This window comes from Cupriavidus sp. C2SS-8b (genome assembly GCF_057073745.1).
Genome location: NZ_CP172716.1, coordinates 2,053,776 through 2,068,125 on the forward strand (window position 1 = coordinate 2,053,776; position 14,350 = coordinate 2,068,125).

The following is a 14,350-nucleotide window of genomic DNA, read 5'->3' on the forward strand; positions in this document are numbered from 1 at the left end:
GTCGGAATCGCGCCAGTCTTTCACCCTTCAATCGTGACCATGCCTCAACGTCTGCCTTTTACAAGTAGCATGCTCTCCGCGGTGGTCCGGCTTGTTGCCGCGCTGCCGTTGCCCGTTGCGCATGCGACCGGGCGCATGCTGGGGCGGCTCGTCTATGCCCTGCCCGGCGGATACCGCAGGCACCTCCAGCAGAACGCCATCCAGGCGGGCTTCGCCGCGCCATCTTTCGCACGCAAGGCGGCGGGTGAGACCGGCGCCATGATGACCGAGCTCGCCCATGTCTGGTTTCGCCTCGACGACTGCCTCGACAAGGTGATTTGCGAAGATTGGGACGTGATCGAGAACACCCTGGCGGAAGGCCGCGGACTCGTCATGCTGACGCCGCACCTGGGATGCTTCGAGTTGGCGGCACGCTACGCCGCGGAACGGATCCCGCTGACCATCATGTTCCGGCCCCACCGCAAGGCGCTGTTCCGGGACCTGCTCGATACCGTGCGCGGCGCCTCGAAACTGAAGGCGTTCCCCGCTACCGCGCAAGGCGTGCGCGCGTTCGTGCGCGCCTTGCGGCAAGGCGAGGCCGTAGGCTTGTTGCCGGATCAGGCGCCCAAGGGCGATGGCGTCTGGGCACCGTTCTTTGGCCGCAAGGCCTATACGATCACGTTGCCGTGCAAGCTCGCCTCGCAAACCGGCGCGCCGCTCATCATTGCGGCTGGCGAGCGCTTGCCTGGCGGGCGCGGCTGGAAGATGCACGTAAAACGCCTGACCGGACCCATGCCGCAGTCCACTGAAGCGCAGGCAGCGTGGATCAATGCCGAGGTGGAGGACATGGTCCGGCGCTTCCCCGAGCAGTATCTGTGGGGATACAACCGCTACAAGGTTCCGTCGGGCGCTGTAGCGCCCGAGGCGGATGGCGCGAGCACCGTCAGTTCGACGTAACGGCCGCCAGCCTGGAAAGCACTGCCCCTACTTCAGGTACTTCATCGTCGCAACGCCCGTTGCGACCAGCAATTCCTCGTCCAGCCAGACTTCCGCGCGGGAAAAGAAAATCGAACGCCCGCGCCGGTCGACCATCCCTTTCGCGGTCAGCAGCTTGCCGGTCCCGTTGTTCAGGAAGTTCGAGGTCAGCGAAAGCGTGACGGCATGCAGTGGAGCCTCGCCAGCGGGCGTGTAAAGACCGGAATAACCCGTCGCGGCATCGAGCAGCGTGCAGAGGGTGCCGCCGTGGATCACACGGCTGCGGTTGAGCATGTGGGGCGCAACATCCAGCTCCAGTTCCACGTAATCGCGGCGCCACTGGGTGATCCTGACACCCGCGCTCTCCAGGGCGGGGTTGTCGAGGCAGAAACTGCCGCGCTCTTCACGGATGGCAACATCCGCGGCGCTGGCGGTCTTGGGGGCTTGGTCGTTCATTTCACAAAGGGGCGCAATAGCAAAGCCATACCTTCAGGCGTTTTGCCCCGTCGCGTAAAGCTCGATTTCGCGAACGGTCCCTTTTGTCGGAGTGAATGCCCGCGGGGACATCAGGGATAGCAGTGCAGCAGGATCAGGACACGCCGGTCAAGCCGTCGACGTGGGCGCCTCGGCAAGAATGTCGCGGATCGCCTGCTCGAAGGCCTCGACCGGTTGTCCGCCGCTCACAAGATAGCGTCGATTGAAGATGATCGCCGGCACCGAAGTCAGGCCCATGGACTGGTTCTCCCGCTCCGCCTCGCGCACGTCGTCGGCATAGTCGCCGCCCTGCAGCACCTGGCGCGCGCGCGTGGCGTCCAGCCCGACCGATTCCGCGATCTCGACCAGCACGTCATGGTTGCTCGGATCCCTGCCCTGGCCATGATAGGCCTCGAGCAGCGCCAGCTTGAGCGGCAGCTGGCGGCCTTCGAGCCCAGCCCAATGCAGCAGACGATGCGCATCGAAGGTGTTGTAGACCCGTGTGCGCGGCCCGAACGTGAAGCCGACCGACGTACCGCGCTCGCGGATCATGTCCTGCGTTTGCGCAATCTGTTCCGGCGTGCGCCCGTACTTCTTCCCCAGGTATTCGACAATGGCTTCGCCACCGGGCGCCATGTCCGGATTCAGTTCGAACGGATGCACGGCGATCTCGGCGTCCACTGCATCGCCAAGGCGCGACAGCGCCAGCCGCAACGAGGACAGGCCGATGGCGCACCATGGGCATGAGATATCGGAAACGAAGTCGATGCGAAGCGGTTGGGTCATGGTGTCTGTGGCGCAAATAGCCTGGTTGGTAACGGTAGCTGGTCAGGGTAACGCGAATTGCCGGGACTTGCAGAAGCCGGGCCGGCCGATTCCAAGATGGCAGCCTGTCAGGCAAGGGAATTGCGTGATGCCCGCCGAAGCCGCACGGGCTTCGAGACATTCACTCGAGGATCCTGCCATGGTCGCCAAGACGGAAATCGGCACAGACCGCATCACGGAACTTGACAGCGTGATCGAGCAGACGCGCTTGAGACTTCGCGCACACATCCAGCTGATACGCGCCGCACGACAGGAAGGCCAGGATACACAGTTCGCGTATCGCCTGCTTCGCCTGCTGCGGGAAAGCCTTCGGGCGCTGCGGCATGCGCGCAATGTAGAAATTGCGCTGCAATGTACGTACTTCTATTGCTGGCAGGTACAAAGGCGCAATGCGCTGGATCAGCGCAAGCCCTACGCCGGAAGGCATAGCGGTTCGTAACCGCTTCGTTGCCGACAGTCGGCAAGCAGCGCCACTTTAATAAGGCATTCGCGCGGCACTTTCAGCCCGCGCCGTCGCAGTGCCAGGCCACGCCGCTCTCCACGCGATGGTGTCGGGAACAAAAGATGCGGAACCCCTGCCACGATCGAGCAGGAGGGGCCGAAATGAAAGGCATGCGCTATAGCCGGCAGGAGCTGCAGGAGCTTCGGCAGCTCCTGCTCATGGAGCGGGACATATTGCCGCTGGATCAGCGCATTGCCACCTTGCGGAAAGAAATCCGTGTGCGCCTGCATCATTTGCGGGCGCTGAAGTCGAAAGGCCACCCCACGCATCATTCGATGAGGGTTCTGCGCTTGCTGTGCCGCACGCTTGCCGTGGAGCGCACCTACCGAAAGGCAATGCTGAAGACGATCGTGCCGGCTTCGAAGACGACCGTGTGAAAGCGCTGCGCGAGTTTGCAGGAACAAAAAACCCGCGGCAAACACCGCGGGTTTTTCATTTCATCGAGCCTTGGCTGCTCAGACTTCTTCGTACAGCGGCAGCGTCAGGAATTCGGCGAAATCTTCCGACGTCGACATCTGCTCGAAGATCTCGGCAGCGCGGTCATAGGTCGGGGTCTCGCCGCCAACTTCAGCCTTCACCTTGGCCAGCTCTTCCGGGATCAGCTTGCGCACCAGCTCGGCCGTGACCTTGGTGCCGTCTTCCAGCTTGCCCTTGGGCGAGCGGATCCATTGCCACACCTGCGAACGCGAGATTTCGGCGGTGGCCGCATCTTCCATCAGGTTGTGGATCGGCACGCAGCCGTTGCCGGCCAGCCAGGCGCCCAGGTAATGGATGCCGACGTTGATGTTCATGCGCAGGCCGGCTTCGGTGATCGGGGTTTCCGGCTGGAAGTCCAGAAGGTCCGAACCCTTCACGTTCACGTCCGGGCGTTGCTTCTCGAACTGGTTGGGCTTGTCTCCCAGCACGGCCACGAATTCCTTCATGGCGGGCTCGACCAGGCCCGGGTGTGCCACCCAGCCGCCGTCGTAGCCGTCGGTGGCATCGCGCCGCTTGTCGCTGATGATGCCCTGCATGGCGATGGCGTTCTTCTCCGGATCATTCTTGATCGGGATCAGGGCGCTCATGCCGCCCATGGCGGGCGCGCCGCGATAGTGGCAGGTCTTCAGCAGCAGCAGCGCGTAGGCGCGCATGAACGGCGCCGTCATGGTGACCTTGGCGCGGTCGGCCAGGCAGAAGTTCTTGTCGTTCTTGAACTTCTTGATGCACGAGAAGATGTAGTCCCAGCGGCCGGCGTTCAGGCCAGCGCTGTGCTCGCGCAGTTCGTACAGGATTTCATCCATTTCGAACGCGGCGAGGATGGTCTCGATCAGCACGGTGGCCTTGATGGTGCCTTGCGGCAGGCCGATCTCGTTCTGGGCCATCACGAAGATGTCGTTCCACAGGCGTGCTTCCAGATGGCTTTCCATCTTCGGCAGGTAGAAGAACGGGCCGTCGCCGCGGGCGATCTGTTCCTTGGCGTTATGGAACAGGAACAGCGCGAAGTCGAAGATGCCGCCCGAGACGCGCTTGCCGTCGATGGTGACGTGCTTTTCGTCCAGGTGCCAGCCGCGCGGACGCACCTGCAGCGTGGCGATCTTGTCGTTCAGCTTGTATTGCTTGCCCTTCGATTCCAGGGTCAGCGTGCGGCGCACGGCGGCCTTCAGGTTCACCTGCCCCTGCATCTGGTTGTGCCAGTTCGGGGTGTTGGAATCCTCGAAGTCGGTCATGTAGCTGTCAGCGCCCGAGTTGAAGGCATTGATGACCATCTTGGCTTCGACCGGGCCGGTGATTTCCACGCGGCGGCATTCCAGAGCCTTGGGGATCGGCGCGACTTTCCAGTCGCCTTCGCGGATGTGCTTGGTTTCGGGCAGGAAGTCGGGGACTTCGCCGGCGTCCAGGCGCTTGGCGCGCTCGACGCGGGCGGCCAGCAGTTCCTGGCGGCGCGGTTCAAAGGCGCGGTGGAGTTTGTCTACCAGCGCCAGGGCTTCCGGCGTGAGGATATCTTCGTAGGCCGGCAGGATCTCGCCGGTAATCTTCATGCCCGCGGGCAACGTGATAGCCATCAGTCTTCTCCTGTTAGTCGATAGCTGGTTAGAGAGTCGACCCCTCGTCGTCGTTCAGACGTCCACGCCCCTGGCGCGGACAAAATCGAGCAGGTCATTCATGTCATGCCCGGTGCCGGAGGGCGCTACGTCGAGCCGCTCCGCCGGATGGCCGGCACGATTGATCCAGAACGTGGTGTAGCCGAACCAGGTGGCGCCGCAGGCATCCCAGCCGTTCGAAGAGACGAAAAGAATCTCTTCGGCTGGCAGCTCGAATGCCTTCGGCCCGAGCGCATAGGCCTCCGGGGCGGTCTTGTACTGACGCACGGCGTCGACCGACAGCACATGGTCGAACAGGCCATGCATGCCCGCGCTCTTGACCGAGATATCAAGCATCTCGGCATTGCCGTTGGACAGGATGCCCAGCGGCAGGCCGGCGCGGCGCAGCCGTTTCAGCGCGCCCAGGTTCTCGGGAAAGGCCGACAGGCATGCGTATTCCTTGAGCAGCTGTGCTTCGGTCGCGTCGTCCAGCGTCACCTTCAGCCGTTCCGCGGCATAGCGCAGCGAATCCACGGTCAGGGCCCAGAACGGCTTGTAGTACTTGCCATCGGGGCTCGCCATGGTGCGCACTCGGGTGTAGTCGATCTGCCGTTCACGCCACAGCAGCGCCAGGGCTTCACCCTTGCCCGGGAACAGTTGCTCCGCGCGCGCCGTGACGGAATACACGTCGAACAGCGTGCCGTAGGCGTCGAAGACGACTGCGCGGATCTTGTTCATGGGGCGCTCTGGTTTCCTGGGTCAGGTCTTGCCGTAGGCGGTTGCGTGGGGCTGTACACCACTGAATGCATGGAATTGTAGGCAGTCGCTGCAGTGCGGCAAAGTCGGCCCGGGTCACTTGATCTTTTACTTTTCGACATCTAATCTTGGCTGACTTGTTCGACAATAAACACCAATTCCCCCTCATTCGCGCAAGATCCCCGTCCGCCGGCAACGCCCGGGTGATCGCGCAGGCATCGCAAATAAACATTCGTGGACCATTTCAAACAACTGGAGACTTTTGTATCGGTGGCCTCGCGCGGCAGTCTGTCCGCCGCGGCGGCCGCGGAAGGCGTGGCGCCGGCCATCATCGGGCGGCGCATCGACGCGCTGGAAGAACGGCTGGGCGTCAAGCTGCTGATCCGCACGACGCGCAAGATCAGCCTGACCTTCGAGGGCTCCGCCTTCCTGGAAGACTGCCAGCGCATCCTGAACGACCTGCACAACGCCGAGGCCAGCGTCTCCGCAGGCGGCGTGAAAGCCAGCGGCCACCTGCGCGTGACGGCGCCGGCGGGCTATGGACGCAAGCATGTGGCGCCACTGGTGCCGCTGTTCATCGAATCGCACCCGGATGTGACGATTACGCTGGATCTATCCGACCGTGTGGTGGACCTGGTCAATGAAGGCTTTGACTGCGCTATCCGGCTGGGAGACCTGCCCGACTCCAGCCTCGTTTCCATCCGCCTGGCGGAAACCCGTCGGGTGGTGGTGGCATCACCCGACTATCTGTCGCGCGCCGGCACGCCGGCCTTGCCGGAGGATCTGCAGCGTCACAACTGCCTGGCTTTCGGCGCCAGCGCCAACGTCCAGCGCGGCTGGGTCTTCCAGCAGGAAGGCCGGGCGGTTACGGTCAAGGTCGGCGGCACGATGGAATGCACCGACGGCGCCGTGCTGCACGAATGGTGCCTGCAAGGCCACGGGCTGGCGTGGCGCTCGTGGTGGGAAGTCGGCAACGAAATTGCCAGCGGCCGGCTGGTGACGGTGCTCGACGAGTTCCAGGCGCCCCCGATCGGCATCCACGCGGTGTTCCCGCAGCGCAAGCACCTGCCACTGCGAGTACGGCTGTTCATTGACCATCTGAAGAACACCTATGGCAACCCGGCCTACTGGCGCCGGACCGAACAGGTACCGGCGCGGCCGGCGATTGCCGCCATGGCCAGCTAGAACCGGGGCGGGGACGGGAAAACGTGCGCTGTCGCACTTTGTTGCAATTGATATAGCGCAATGCCCTACTCGGCACACTGACTACAATGCAATTCAGACAGGCGCTTTTCCGGTCGCAAGCCAGGGTCGTGTAAAGGTGGCAACCGGGCCTGCCCTCCCCTCATCCCCCGCATGAAAGGAGTCCTGCATGTTCCAACACATCCTGCTTCCCACCGACGGTTCCGAACTCTCCAAGAAGGCAATCAACGGCGGACTGGAACTGGCCAAGGCCATTGGCGCGCGCATCACCGCCTATGTCTGCCTCGAGGAGTATCCGTACACCCCGTTCAGCGAAATCGTGGTCGAGGCGCCGCAGGCCTTCAAGGACCGTATCGAAAACCAGGCCAAGCTGTACCTCAAGGAAGTGGAGGGTCTCGCCGCGGCTGCGGGCGTGACCTTCGACTCCGACATGTCGACGTTCGCGGTGCCCTATCTGGGCATCATCGACGCCGCGGAGCGCCACGGCTGCGACGTGATCTTCATGGCTTCGCACGGCCGGCGCGGCTTGTCCGGCCTGCTGCTGGGCTCCGAAACCCAGAAGGTGCTGACCCACACCGATATTCCGGTGATCGTCTATCGCTGATCCCCGGGTCGCTGGACGAGCGCCGCTGATCTCTGACCGGGCCGGGAAATCTCCCGGCCCTTTTTCATTGCCCGCTGCCCGCCAAATTTACGCAGCAAGCTTGCGGAGTCAGGAACCCTTGCTGATACGCTCCTGGATATGCTGGGCGCGCGCGTCCGAACCCGGATGCGAGGAGAACATGCTGGACTTGCCGCCATCGAGCTTGGCCAGTTTCTGGAACGCAGTGACCAGGCCGCTGGGGCTGGCCTTGTTCTTCTTCAGCAGGTCGAACGAGTAATCGTCGGCCGCAGATTCCTGCGACTGCGAGAACTGCGCGTTGATCAGCTTCTCGCCAAGCTCGCCCAGCTGCGACGACGACAGCGCTGCCACCGCACCGTTGCCGGCCGCCGCCGCCGCGCCGCGTGCGGCGGTCGCGGTGTAGGCCACCTGCATCGCCTTCTTGGTGTGGCCAAGCGCCACGTGGCCAAGCTCGTGGCCCAGCACGCCGCGCACCTCGTCGTCGTTCATCATGTCCATCAGGCCGCTATACACGCGCACGCAGCCATTGGCCATGGCCCAAGCATTGACGTCCTTGGTCATGTAGACCTTGGCGTTGACGTTTGGCACGTCCGAATTCTTCAGCCCCGTCATGACCTTGACCAGGCGCTTGGCATAGGTGCTGTTGGCTGCGGCAATCTTGTTGGTCTTGTCCGACTCGGCGCAAGCCTGGTCCGACAGACTCTTGACGTCGGCATCGCTGAGCGTGGCCGCCTTGGCCAGGCTGCTGCCAGCGGCCACCATGCCGTCAAGGTTGGTGCCGGCGCAGCCAGCCACAGCAGCGGCGGCTGCCACTGCCAGGGTAATGAGGAGAGGTGTTTTCATGTTATTGCGGAATCAACGCACGCCAGGCGTGCAAACGGAATGTGTCTTGGATGTGCATTGAATGTGTCATTCAAGGCCACGGGACTTTATTCCACTTTTGCGCCAGCGAGGACCGGTTGATGCGCAACAACCACCAATTATGACAATTGATTACATTTGGCCTGCGCTGCTTTACTTGAGCACAAAAAAAACCGCGCCGCCTCCTGAGAGAGAAACGGCGCGGTGCCTGAAGAAGAAGCGCGTGATGGTCGCACGCGCTTCCTGTGGTCTGCTGAACCAAGAGACTACTCGGTTCCCCCCGATCTATGTTTCAGCAAACGGTGGCCAGGAGAGTCAGGCCACTTTCTTGTCTTCGAAGAACTGCTCGTCTTCGGTCGATCCCTTCAGGGCGGTCGTCGACGACTGGCCGCCTTCGATGGTCTGGGTCACGGCATCGAAGTAGCCGGTGCCGACTTCGCGCTGGTGCTTGACGGCGGTGAACCCCTTCTCGGCCGCCTTGAACTCGGCTTCCTGCAACTCCACGAACGCGCTCATCTGGTTGCGGGCGTAGCCGTAGGCCAGGTTGAACATCGAATAGTTCAGCGAGTGGAAGCCGGCCAGCGTGATGAACTGGAACTTGTAGCCCATGGCGCCCAGTTCCCTCTGGAACTTGGCGATTGTCGCGTCGTCGAGGTTCTTCTTCCAGTTGAACGACGGCGAGCAGTTGTAGGCCAGCATCTTGCCGGGGAACTTCGCATGCACGGCGTCGGCAAATTTCTTGGCGAACTCGAGGTCCGGCTTGCCGGTTTCGCACCACACCAGGTCTGCCACTTCGGCGTAGGCCAGGGCGCGCGAGATCGACTGCTCCAGGCCGTTGCGGACGCGGTAGAAGCCCTCCACGGTCCGTTCGCCGGTGCAGAACGGCTTGTCATTTTCGTCCACGTCCGAGGTCAGCAGGTCAGCAGCCTCGGCGTCGGTACGGGCGATCACCAGGGTCGGCACGCCGGAAACATCGGCAGCCAGACGGGCCGCGGTCAGCTTGGCAACGGCTTCGCGGGTCGGGACCAGCACCTTGCCGCCCATGTGGCCGCACTTCTTTACCGAGGCCAGTTGGTCTTCGAAGTGAACGCCGGCGGCGCCCGCCTCGATCATCGACTTCATCAGTTCGAACGCGTTCAGCACGCCACCGAAACCGGCCTCGGCGTCGGCCACGATCGGGGCAAAGAAATCGGTGTCGCCGCCGCCTTCGCTCCATTGGATCTGGTCGGCGCGCTGGAACGTATTGTTGATGCGCTTGACCACTTGCGGCACCGAATTGGCCGGATACAGCGACTGGTCGGGATACATCTCACCGGCCAGGTTGGCGTCGCCGGCAACTTGCCAGCCCGACAGGTAGATGGCCTTCAGGCCGGCCTTCACCTGCTGCATGGCCTGGTTGCCCGTCAACGCGCCGAGCGAGTTGACGAACGGCTCGGTCTGCAGCAAGTTCCACAGCTTTTCGGAGCCGCGCCGGGCCAGCGTGTGCTCCACCTGGACGGAACCGCGCAGGCGTACCACGTCTTCAGCGGTGAAATTGCGGCGGATGCCTTTCCAACGGGGGTTGGTGTCCCAATCCTTCTGCAGTGCCTGGATCTGTTGTTCGCGGTTCATATCACTCTCCTAGCGACAAATTGGGAATGGCAAAGAAAACTGTGACGTCGAGCCCTGTTCCGTTCTTCTGGCCGAGAAGCGTTTTTGGCGCCTTGCATCCTGTGTCTTATATAAGAGTTTAGAGAAGCACCCCGCAGTGCAACAGCCTTGAATGCAGATTGCATACTGCTTTTTTATTCAATTAAATCAATAAATTACATAACTTATTTCGTAATGCGGAACGTGGTTTTTCATCATGAGAAATGGCGTTGTGCCCTGCAAACTACGTAATTTTGCGGTCCAAAACATCTTTCCACATTGTGAAATTTGAGCAGAAAAAGGGATTTCCTCATGAGTTCCAGAGAAACAGACCCCGCAGTAACGGATCGATCGCCACAAAAAAACGGCGCCACAGATGGGCGCCGTTTCAGACTCTGAGAAGGTATATCAGGCCGCAGCGGTATCGCGCGACTTGCGGTAAGCAACCCAGTCACCGCCTTCAATACGCGGCAGGCCCAAGACTGCCGCATCGGCCACGGGATACAGCAGGCAGGTCACCGGCTGGCCGTCGTGCAGCACGACGTGCTGTGCGCTGACGAACAGCGAGGACTGGCCGGGATAGATTTCCTCGATCTCGTCGAGCACCGGCACGAGCGCGTCGGGCACCTCATAGAGATCACCGACCGCCAGGCCGGCCTGGGGATCGAGCACCAGGCCTGGATAGGTACCGAAGTCATAGAGACGGCCTGCAATGGTCGCCGTGCCGAGCAGCGTGGGCGCGGCAATGCCGTGCTGGCGCGCCGCTGCGTTCAGGTCGTTGACCTCGCCGGCGCGCAGGGTGCCATAGACAAAGACCTTGGTCATGTCAGGCGCCGAGCTTTTCTTCGGACACCAGCACGCCGTCCGCATCGACGTAGATCCAGTTGCCCGGGCGGACCACGGCGCCCGGCATCTGCACCGCGATGTCACGCTCGCCGGCGCCCCGCTTCTGGCTCTTCTGCGGATGCGTGGCCAGCGCGCGGATGCCAATGTCGCAGACCTCCAGCTCGGCCGTATCGCGCACGCAGCCGTTGACGATGATGCCGACCCAGCCGTTCTTCTCGGCCAGCAGCCCGAGGTTGCCCCCTACCAGCGCGCAGCGCATCGAACCGCCGCCATCGATCACCAGCACGCGGCCCTGCCCCGGCGATTCCAGCGCCTCGCGCACGAGCGAGTTGTCCTCAAAGACCTTCAGCGTGGCGGCCTGGCCGGCAAAGGCCAGTTGCTTGCCGAGCGCACGGAACCCCGGCGCCATGACGCGCAGCGTGCCGTCGGCCAGGCGCGGTTCGTTGGCATCGCACAGATCGGTGGTGGCATGTTTCATCGAAAACTCCTGCAAGAATAAAAATCGGTACCGTCGGACAGTCAGGCCTTCGGCTTGCCGCTGGCCAGCGCCTGCGCACGAATCGCGCTGAGCGTGGTGCGCGGCGTGATCACGTCCGGATCCACCTGGATCTCGATCAACGTGGACACCGGTGCCGCCAGGGCTTCGCGCAGCGCGAGTTCGAACGCGTCGGTCGTCGTCACCGTCGCGCCGCGCGCGCCATAACGGGCCAGCGCGGCAAAGTCCGGGTTCTGCAGCGCCGTGCCCGATTCGTGGGCCGGGTACTCACGCTCCTGGTGCATGCGGATGGTCCCATACATGCCGTTGTTGACGACGATGATGATTACGGGCGCGTTGTATTGCATGGCGGTGGCCAGTTCCTGCCCGTTCATCAGGAAACAGCCATCGCCCGCCAGCGCCACGACCGTGCGCTGCGGGAACGCAATCTTTGCGCCCACGGCAGCCGGCACGCCGTAGCCCATGGCGCCACTGGTCGGCGCAAGCTGGCCGCGGCCGCCCGCTGCGAACGGACGATAGTGGAAATAGCGGTGCAGCCAGCCGGCGTAATTGCCCGCGCCATTGGTCACGACGGCATCCGCAGGCAGCAGGCGGTCGAGGGTACGGATCACGTCGGCCATGTCGACGCCCTGCCCCGTATAGGCGGCAGGGGCCAGGTAGCGTTCGTAGTCGGCGTGCGCGTCGCGCGTCCAGCCCTGCCAGCGCGGCGGCGCCGCCGGAGACGGCAACGCCGCGAGGCGCGCGGCGATCGCCGGCATCGAGGCGTGGATCATCAGGTCCGCCTGGTAGACGCTGCCCAGTTCCTCCGCCCCGGCGTGGACATGGATCAGCTGCTGCGCCGGCCGCGGCGCGCGGATCAGCGCATAGCCGCCCGTGGTCATCTCGCCAAGGCGCGGACCGATCGCAAGCACGAGGTCCGCATTGCGGACGCGTTCGGCCAGGGCCGGGTTGATGCCGATGCCGACATCGCCGGCATAGTTCTGGTGCCGGTTGTCGAAGAGGTCCTGGCCGCGGAACGCACAGCCCACCGGCAGTGAAAAGCGCTCGGCGAACTGCTGGACCTGCGCGCACGCCTCGGGCGTCCAGCCGCTGCCGCCGAGCAGCACGAACGGGCGCTCCGCGGCCGCGAGCCTGTCCGACAGGCGCTGCAGGTCGTCATCGCCGGGCCAGCTCAGCACGCGCTGGTAGGCCGCCAGCTGCGGCACGGCCGCCTCCTGCGTCAGCATGTCTTCGGGCAAGGCCAGCACCACCGGGCCCGGCCGCCCCGAGGTGGCGGTCTGGTAGGCGCGCGCGATGTACTCGGGAATCCGTTCGACGCGATCGATCTGCGCGACCCACTTGGCCATCTGGCCGAACATGCGGCGGTAGTCGATCTCCTGGAAGGCCTCGCGGTCCGCGAAGTCCTGGCCGACCTGGCCGATGAACAGGATCATCGGCGTCGAATCCTGGAAGGCCGTGTGCACGCCGATGCTGGCATTGGTCGCGCCCGGTCCGCGCGTGCAGAAGGCCAGCCCCGGGCGGCCCGTGAGCTTGCCGTAGGCTTCGGCCATGACCGCCGCGCCGCCTTCCTGGCGGCAGATGACAAAGCGCATCTGGTCGCGCCGGCGGTGAAAGCCGTCGAGCACCGCCAGGTAGCTCTCGCCGGGCACGCCGAAGGCCAGTTCGGCGCCGTGCGCCAGCAGCGCGTCGACCAGGATATGGCCGCCGCACATCGGTTCAGGCTGCGCGGTGCCGGCGGAAACAGGCTTGGATGACATGAAGGGTCCTCGGAAAAACTCGGGAGCGCCGGCGTGGCCGGCGCGCGGGAATGCGACGCGGCGGCAACCCGTCCTAGGCGGCCGGCGCCTGCGCCGCGGCGCCGCGGCGGGTACGGTTGCGGTTGCCGTTGCCGACTGTCACCGCGGTGAAGATCGACAGCAGCTGGAAGCCGCCGATCATGAAGAACACCCAGTTGGGCAGGTGCGCGTCCATCAGCGCGCCGAAGAACAGCGGCCCGCTGGCCAGGCCGATGTCCAGGCCCGAATAGACCACGCCGTATACGCGGCCCGTGGCGCCGGCAGGGGCCGCCGCACGCACAAGCAGGTCCCGCGAAGGGCCGGCCGTACCCGCGCCGAAGCCGATCACGCCGAGCAGCGCCGGCACCAGCAGGCCCGGCGCGACGTTCAGGCCCACGAGTATGGCCATCAGCCCCGACACGGTGAAGCTCAGCGCGATCAGGCGGTCATGGTTGCTGGTGCGGCTGGCGGCAAACCCGCCAACCAGCATGCCGCCGGCGCTGCACAGCATGTAGATGGTGTAGGACGCGGTGGCCAGCGTGAACGGAATGCCGTAGAGCTGCGTGAGCGCGGTCGGTGCGAAGCTCTGGATGCCGGCCGCCGAGAACGTGGTCAGCAGGAAGAAGGCCCAGCACACCCACACCTGCGGCAGCTTCAGGAAGCCAAGCAGGCTGCCGCCGGCGCCGGCCTGCGCGGACTTGGGACGGCCCACCGCACTGCCAAGCTCGCGCGGATCGAGTACGTGGCGCAGGACCAGGAGCACCGCCAGCACGCCGAACGCTACGATCGACGCGGCAGCCAGCGCCACGCGCCACGTGGCCAGGTTGGCAATGGTCACGAGGAACACCGGCGCGGCCGCCCAGCCGAGGTTGCCGGAGATGCCGTGCACCGAGAACGCGTGGCCCAGCCGGGGCTGCGACACATGCTTGTTCAGCAGCGTGAAATCTGCCGGATGGAATACGCCGTTGCCCAGTCCCGCCACGCCGGCGCCGAGCAGCAGCGCGGCATAGCCGGAACTGGCCGACAGCAGCAAGGCGGCCGAGCCCAGGAACGCCAGCCCGGCAAACAAGACCGGGCGCGCCCCGACGCGGTCGACCACGAAACCCGAAGCCGTCTGCACCACTGCCGACACTGCGAAGAAGACCGTCATCAGCAGGCCAAGCTCGGCATAGCTCAGGCCGAACTCCGCTTTTATCCACGGGAACAGCGGCGCCAGCAGCAGGTGATAGAAGTGTGAGACACCATGCGCCAGCCCGACCAGGCCGATCACCTGGGCATCATGGCGAAGCGGATTGCGGCTGGGATCGAAGGCGGCGGTAGTCATGGCGGCGGATTCGCGGGATGGAG

Annotated in this window: 15 protein-coding genes; 5 read left to right on the forward strand and 10 right to left on the reverse strand. The window is 64.1% G+C overall.

Translation table 11 applies throughout. From position 1 onward, the window contains the following. Nucleotides 1-69 precede the first annotated feature (69 nt). Entirely contained in the window at nt 70-936 is an 867-nt protein-coding gene (locus tag ACIGJB_RS09455; protein WP_483729613.1) for a lysophospholipid acyltransferase family protein, read from the forward strand. A gap of 27 nt (nt 937-963) precedes the next feature. Here ACIGJB_RS09455 and ACIGJB_RS09460 read toward each other — a convergent pair whose 3' ends face one another. Both ACIGJB_RS09460 and ACIGJB_RS09465 read right to left on the reverse strand, forming a co-directional pair. After that, nucleotides 964-1,410, reverse strand: a complete 447-nt coding sequence (locus tag ACIGJB_RS09460) for a PaaI family thioesterase (RefSeq protein WP_483729614.1) — start codon at nt 1,408-1,410, stop codon at nt 964-966. Between the two features lie 147 nt (nt 1,411-1,557). Then, on the reverse strand, nt 1,558-2,214 hold the full coding sequence (locus ACIGJB_RS09465) for a DsbA family oxidoreductase (protein ID WP_483729615.1): 657 nt from the start codon (nt 2,212-2,214) through the stop codon (nt 1,558-1,560). 178 nt (nt 2,215-2,392) lie between these two features. Here ACIGJB_RS09465 and ACIGJB_RS09470 point away from each other — a divergent pair, with 178 nt between their 5' ends. After that, nucleotides 2,393-2,692: a hypothetical protein gene (locus ACIGJB_RS09470; protein WP_483729616.1), complete on the forward strand. Its 300-nt coding sequence runs from the start codon at nt 2,393-2,395 to the stop codon at nt 2,690-2,692. A gap of 164 nt (nt 2,693-2,856) precedes the next feature. Then, nucleotides 2,857-3,132 carry a hypothetical protein gene (locus tag ACIGJB_RS09475; RefSeq protein ID WP_483729617.1) on the forward strand — a complete coding sequence of 92 codons (276 nt, stop codon included), beginning with the start codon at nt 2,857-2,859 and terminating at the stop codon, nt 3,130-3,132. A 78-nt stretch (nt 3,133-3,210) separates the two neighbouring features. Here the strand turns inward: ACIGJB_RS09475 and aceB are convergent, their stop codons facing one another. Together aceB and ACIGJB_RS09485 are read right to left on the reverse strand one after the other, a co-directional pair. After that, entirely contained in the window at nt 3,211-4,797 is a 1,587-nt protein-coding gene (gene aceB / locus ACIGJB_RS09480; protein ID WP_483729618.1) for a malate synthase A, read from the reverse strand. Between the two features lie 54 nt (nt 4,798-4,851). Further along, on the reverse strand, nt 4,852-5,553 hold the full coding sequence (locus ACIGJB_RS09485; RefSeq protein WP_483729619.1) for a haloacid dehalogenase type II: 702 nt from the start codon (nt 5,551-5,553) through the stop codon (nt 4,852-4,854). Nucleotides 5,554-5,805: 252 nt separating this feature from the next. Between ACIGJB_RS09485 and ACIGJB_RS09490 the strand changes: the two genes are divergently transcribed. Both ACIGJB_RS09490 and ACIGJB_RS09495 read left to right on the forward strand, forming a co-directional pair. Continuing rightward, the gene (locus tag ACIGJB_RS09490; RefSeq protein WP_483729620.1) at nt 5,806-6,756 is read left to right on the forward strand and encodes a LysR family transcriptional regulator; all 951 of its coding nucleotides are present in this window, start codon (nt 5,806-5,808) and stop codon (nt 6,754-6,756) included. 187 nt (nt 6,757-6,943) lie between these two features. Continuing rightward, nucleotides 6,944-7,378 (forward strand): universal stress protein, encoded by a 435-nt coding sequence (locus ACIGJB_RS09495; RefSeq protein WP_483708328.1) that lies wholly within the window; start codon nt 6,944-6,946, stop codon nt 7,376-7,378. Between the two features lie 108 nt (nt 7,379-7,486). Here ACIGJB_RS09495 and loiP read toward each other — a convergent pair whose 3' ends face one another. From loiP to ACIGJB_RS09525, 6 genes are all read right to left on the reverse strand, one after another. After that, complete coding sequence (gene loiP, locus ACIGJB_RS09500) at nt 7,487-8,239, reverse strand: metalloprotease LoiP (protein ID WP_483729621.1); 753 nt, start codon at nt 8,237-8,239, stop codon at nt 7,487-7,489. Between the two features lie 333 nt (nt 8,240-8,572). Next, nucleotides 8,573-9,868, reverse strand: coding sequence for an isocitrate lyase (gene aceA / locus ACIGJB_RS09505; RefSeq protein ID WP_483729622.1), 1,296 nt, complete (start codon nt 9,866-9,868; stop codon nt 8,573-8,575). A gap of 426 nt (nt 9,869-10,294) precedes the next feature. Beyond that, nucleotides 10,295-10,711, reverse strand: a complete 417-nt coding sequence (locus ACIGJB_RS09510) for a gamma-glutamylcyclotransferase family protein (RefSeq protein WP_483729623.1) — start codon at nt 10,709-10,711, stop codon at nt 10,295-10,297. A gap of 1 nt (nt 10,712) precedes the next feature. Continuing rightward, the gene (rraA, locus tag ACIGJB_RS09515; RefSeq protein WP_483729624.1) at nt 10,713-11,210 is read right to left on the reverse strand and encodes a ribonuclease E activity regulator RraA; all 498 of its coding nucleotides are present in this window, start codon (nt 11,208-11,210) and stop codon (nt 10,713-10,715) included. A gap of 41 nt (nt 11,211-11,251) precedes the next feature. Further along, entirely contained in the window at nt 11,252-12,985 is a 1,734-nt protein-coding gene (locus ACIGJB_RS09520) for a thiamine pyrophosphate-binding protein (RefSeq protein WP_483729625.1), read from the reverse strand. A gap of 73 nt (nt 12,986-13,058) precedes the next feature. Then, nucleotides 13,059-14,327: an MFS transporter gene (locus tag ACIGJB_RS09525; protein WP_483729626.1), complete on the reverse strand. Its 1,269-nt coding sequence runs from the start codon at nt 14,325-14,327 to the stop codon at nt 13,059-13,061. Nucleotides 14,328-14,350: the final 23 nt, after the last annotated feature.

Excerpts from the sequence above, each read along its gene's own strand:
- aceA (WP_483729622.1), bottom strand. The coding sequence starts at position 9,868 with ATGAACCGCGAACAACAGATCCAGGCACTGCAGAAGGATTGGGACACC.
- ACIGJB_RS09525 (WP_483729626.1), bottom strand. The coding sequence starts at position 14,327 with ATGACTACCGCCGCCTTCGATCCCAGCCGCAATCCGCTTCGCCATGAT.
- ACIGJB_RS09495 (WP_483708328.1), top strand. The coding sequence starts at position 6,944 with ATGTTCCAACACATCCTGCTTCCCACCGACGGTTCCGAACTCTCCAAG.
- ACIGJB_RS09455 (WP_483729613.1), top strand. The coding sequence starts at position 70 with ATGCTCTCCGCGGTGGTCCGGCTTGTTGCCGCGCTGCCGTTGCCCGTT.
- ACIGJB_RS09485 (WP_483729619.1), bottom strand. The coding sequence starts at position 5,553 with ATGAACAAGATCCGCGCAGTCGTCTTCGACGCCTACGGCACGCTGTTC.
- loiP (WP_483729621.1), bottom strand. The coding sequence starts at position 8,239 with ATGAAAACACCTCTCCTCATTACCCTGGCAGTGGCAGCCGCCGCTGCT.
- ACIGJB_RS09460 (WP_483729614.1), bottom strand. The coding sequence starts at position 1,410 with ATGAACGACCAAGCCCCCAAGACCGCCAGCGCCGCGGATGTTGCCATC.
- ACIGJB_RS09520 (WP_483729625.1), bottom strand. The coding sequence starts at position 12,985 with ATGTCATCCAAGCCTGTTTCCGCCGGCACCGCGCAGCCTGAACCGATG.
- ACIGJB_RS09470 (WP_483729616.1), top strand. The coding sequence starts at position 2,393 with ATGGTCGCCAAGACGGAAATCGGCACAGACCGCATCACGGAACTTGAC.
- aceB (WP_483729618.1), bottom strand. The coding sequence starts at position 4,797 with ATGGCTATCACGTTGCCCGCGGGCATGAAGATTACCGGCGAGATCCTG.
- ACIGJB_RS09475 (WP_483729617.1), top strand. The coding sequence starts at position 2,857 with ATGAAAGGCATGCGCTATAGCCGGCAGGAGCTGCAGGAGCTTCGGCAG.
- ACIGJB_RS09465 (WP_483729615.1), bottom strand. The coding sequence starts at position 2,214 with ATGACCCAACCGCTTCGCATCGACTTCGTTTCCGATATCTCATGCCCA.
- rraA (WP_483729624.1), bottom strand. The coding sequence starts at position 11,210 with ATGAAACATGCCACCACCGATCTGTGCGATGCCAACGAACCGCGCCTG.
- ACIGJB_RS09510 (WP_483729623.1), bottom strand. The coding sequence starts at position 10,711 with ATGACCAAGGTCTTTGTCTATGGCACCCTGCGCGCCGGCGAGGTCAAC.